The 4,174-nt window shown below is 69.6% G+C and carries 1 protein-coding gene; it reads right to left on the bottom strand.

The features are described from left to right. Nucleotides 1-1,440: 1,440 nt before the first annotated feature. Complete coding sequence (locus OXU42_14775) at nucleotides 1,441-3,975, bottom strand: IS4 family transposase (GenBank protein ID MDE0030654.1); 2,535 nt, start codon at nucleotides 3,973-3,975, stop codon at nucleotides 1,441-1,443. Nucleotides 3,976-4,174: the final 199 nt, after the last annotated feature.

Below are 4,174 nucleotides of genomic sequence, written 5' to 3'. Positions count from 1 at the left end.
CCACGAGGCTGTCGGGGGACAGTCCGGGGGCGGGCAGGGCGACGGCGGAGAGGGCGTCGACTGCGCTTTCGACCAGCAGGACGGCGGCGGGCGGGTCGCTGCAGGTGCTCAGCCAGAAGCCGCCGCGGGCTGCCGATGCCCCAGAAGTCAAGATCAGGGCTCCTCTCCATTTGTGGTTCTAACGGGGAGCCTACGGACGGGAATCCGCCAAACTCCCGTCTTGATACCAGTCGGACCGGTGCAGCCAGTCCTAGAGCAAGAGTGTTGGCACAGGCACTCGATAGCCCAGCGCTGGCACGGCCGCTGGGAAATGCACTACTCCGAACGCCAGAACGTGTCACGACGACTTCGTCCTCGCCATGGTGCCGCAACTAGCCGGATGCAGCCAGCTCCGCGGCGGGTTCCGGCGGCCGCCCGTGCTCGACGTCGACGCCCAACTTGTAGATTCGGATTTCCGACACTGGCCACTCCTCGTTTTCTAAGGTGGTCCTACTTGTTTGGACCACGGATCGACAAAGTTTAGGTGGACTTCGGGCATTCGTACACTTGCCGACCGGCCCGATTGTAGCAGGGTCGAGGGAGGGCTTGGCTCCGTGGGCGGTGGTCGTTCGCTGCAGCACAAGCGGCTGCCATGAGGGCTGGAACAGGCACCCGCTGGTGGCCGTGGGGCCGGCCATCTTCCGCTGGGAGATCCAGGTCCGCCCCGCTCGGCGGGAACGCCCACGCGACGGCGAGTGCGGAACAGTCGAAGACGCATCAACCGACACGATCACCCGATCCGGGAAAACGGCGTTGGGCAAGCGAGGGGGCGGATGCTGCAGGAGTCTTCGACCGGCGCATCCGCCCGATCCCGGCTCAGGGCAGCCCGGATGCCCGCATCGCTGCGCTGTCGCTGGACGACAGCCGCAGTGGTGCGAGCCGCGAGCAGGGATGCGTGAATTCCTGCGAGCACCCGGTCCCCGCCCCGCGGCAGCCTGCCCTCAGCTGCGGGCCAGTTGTTGGAAGTGCGCGATCACCGCCACATGGGCGTAGGCCCGCCACAGGATCTCGTTGCCCGGCAGAGGCCGACGCCTGGACGGCCGAAATCCCCCCGTGCGCGCCAGCCACACCACCCAGGTGCGGATGTGTACAGAGCCACATTATTTCGGCAGTAGAGCCCTGTTTTTTCTCGAATTGCTCGGACGCCCAAACGGCTGGAAATCCGAATAATCAGAGAATTCGGGTCCCTTCGATCCGAAGGCTGCGGTCCAGGTTCCGCCGGGGGACGGTCTCCACGGGCACCCGACTTGCACACTGGGTCACCGTGGGGCATGCAAGAAGTGGCCCGCGCGTCGGATCCACCCCAGTCCGGATTCTCCGGGAGGTCCGAATAAACCGAGAAAAGACCTTTGCCTACCGCCGAAATAATCTGGGAAAAGCGTGTCCGAATAATCTGGTTCCCTACAGGATGTCGCGGGGCGGGGCGCGGCCCCGCTCCTGCGGCGGCAGCAACTGCTGCTTGTTCACCAGCGTCCCGATCACCTCGCGCTCGTCCGGCGTCAGCACCTCCTCCACCGGGGTGTCCGCTGTGTCGCGCGCATAGCGCGCCAGCGAAAACACCTGCCAGGCCGTGACGGCGTCGAACACCAGGCACTTCTTCAGCGCGTCCGCCGTCCGCAGCCTGCGGTCCTCGATGCGCATCCCGCTCTTGAGCACCCGGAAGAACTCCTCGATGCCCCAGCGCGCCTCGTACCAGCCCACGATGCGCCGCGCCCAACTCTCGCTCGGCCCGCCCACGGTGCTGGTGAGCCACCACTCCAGCGGCTTCTCCCCCGGCTCCGCATTCGTCTGCCGCACGTGCACCAGCCAGGCCCCGATGCCCTCTTCGCCCCGCTGCCTGCGCTCCTTCGGCGCCTGCACCTCCACCGCGCCAATGCACACCTCGGTCTCGACCGTGCGGCGCTTGCGCGCCCGCCTGCCGCCCTGTGAATCCACCTCGAAGCTGCGCTCGAAGCGCACCTGGGTCATGAAGTCCGGCTGGTCCCGCAAGGGGCGGATCATCAGCGACCTGCAGCCCGGATCCCAGACTCTGACCAGCCGCTGCCGTCCCAGGTGGACCCGCACCAGCAGCTCCACGCCCTCCCCGGAGCGTTCGCCGTGCTGCCGGAACAGGTCGAAGATGTCGCTCTCCCGGTCGCCCACCACCACGATCCGCCGCTCCGGACAGGCGCTGGCGAGCTCATACCCCTGTTCCAGGCCCCGGAACCAGCGCCGGCTTTCCTTCCCGTCCTCCCCGGGCGGCTTCTCCAGCGGGCGCGACCACACCTCCAGACCGCTCACTCCCAGCGGTCGCCGGCCCTCGGTGAAGGCCATCGCCGCATGCACGTGCAGGCCCCGCGAACTGTTGCTGCGCTCCTTGAGCGCCCCCAGGCCCGCTGTGCAGCCCTTGAGCCCGGTGTGGTTCAGCGTGGTCGTGTCCTGCACCAGGAGCACCGTGCCCGGCAGTTGCCGGCAGCGCTCCGCCATGGCTTCGCGATGGGGCTGAAGCACATCCTCCATGCCGACCCTGCCATTGTGCAGGAAACGGTAGGCCCCCTGCTGCAAGGCGCCGCTGGGGAACAGGTCCGGCAGGCACTGGCCCGGCTTGTGCTCCCAGGCCCCGCCCATGGTCAGTAGCCGCTCCCGCAGGCGCCGGTCGGGCAGGTCCGAACGCTCGAACTCGCGCCGGGACCAGGGAGCGTCCTCGTCCACTTCCAGAGGGGGGAACTGGCCCAGAACCCGCCGGGGCTGCGCCTGCAGGGCCGCCTTCCACTCCTCTTCCTTCTGCGTCAGCCCCTTCATCCAGACCTGCTTGCGGTCGGCCCGGACCTCCTCCGGCCCCGGCCGGCTCTCCTGCGCCGGCCCACAGGGCCGGGGCTGCTGCGCTGAGCCACCCCCTGGCGCAGTGTCCGCCCGCAACCCCGCCGCCGGCACACAACCCGTGTCCCGGCGGCCCCGGTCCGGGGAGTCCGCACGCCCGCACTCTCCTGCCGGCATCCTGTTGGCATCCCCGTCCGGCTGCGGGGGCGGGCAGGGCCCGGGCGACAGCGGCGGCTGCGCCGGCAAAGCCGGCTGCCCTCCCTGCTCCGGCAGCGGGCTCCCGCTCCCCGCCTGCTGAGAACGGCTCGGCCCTGCGGCCGGTCGCGGCCCGCTCTGCGGCGCGAGCTGGGCTTCCTGCGGCTGCTTGCGCTGCCTGGGCCTCTTCACGCCCCAAGCGTAGCCGGCCGTCTTCCCCACCGGCTCAAAGCCGGCGGCCTGGTAGCAGGTGCCCTTGTGCGGCTGGCCGACACAGGTCTCCACCGCCACCGGAACCGCCCCGTGGCGTGCCTTCCAGTCCTCCGGCAGGCGGCGCAGCGCCTGCGCCAGGACGTGGCTGGCCAGATTCCTCACCTGCACGCCCTCGCGGATCAGAAAGCGGTCGTTGGACACCAGCCGGGCAATGTTGTGACGCCGCGTGCGCTCATCCCAGCCCAGCAGCTGGTCGCGGGGGGCCAGCCGCAGCGGGGCCGCCACCCAGCTGAGGACGCCGAGCTCCAGACCCCGGGCCCGGATGCCGTACACCAGTCGGCAGCCGGGGGCCAGCCCGCGTCCCAGCGGATGTTCCGCCGCCAGCAAGGCCGACCAGTGGCGGCGCTGCTCGGGCGTGTCGGCCCGGCACAGGCGCACCTCGCCCAGCTCCTGGAGCGAGCACCGGACCTGCACGGCCGGGAAGGCCTGCCGGACCCCTTGCGGCGAGCGGCGGGCACACCCTCCGGTGCGGCGGCTGGGCGCCGGCAGGGGAAGACCGAGATCCCGGGCCAGTTGCGGCAAGCCCTTGCGGGCCGAGGCTGCGCACAACTCGCCTTGCGGATTGCGCCACTCGTCCCGCCGACACAGCTCGCGAGCCAACTCCGCCCGGCAGAGCGACGTGTTCTTGAGTTCGCTGCGCAACCACTGGACCGTGGTCGGCTTCAGCATGCGGAGACCGACGCGCACTACTGTCGTTCTACACGACCAATCCTCAATGTGTCAAGTCCGATCTAGCGCTAGGCGGCCCGGCTTCCCCGCAGACCGGCCCGCTATACTGACAGGAGGCTCGAGGCCGGGATTGTCGCTCACGCCGAAGAAATCCGTGCTGCTGCTGAAGCCGAGAGGCTTTTGCGCGGGCGTGGTTCGG

The sequence above is a fragment of the Deltaproteobacteria bacterium genome, from assembly GCA_028818775.1.
In the GTDB taxonomy this organism is placed as follows: domain Bacteria; phylum Desulfobacterota; class Binatia; order UBA9968; family JAJDTQ01; genus JAJDTQ01.
The sequence above is the reverse complement of the archived record's forward strand: the minus strand, read 5'-3'. Positions and strand labels throughout refer to the sequence as shown.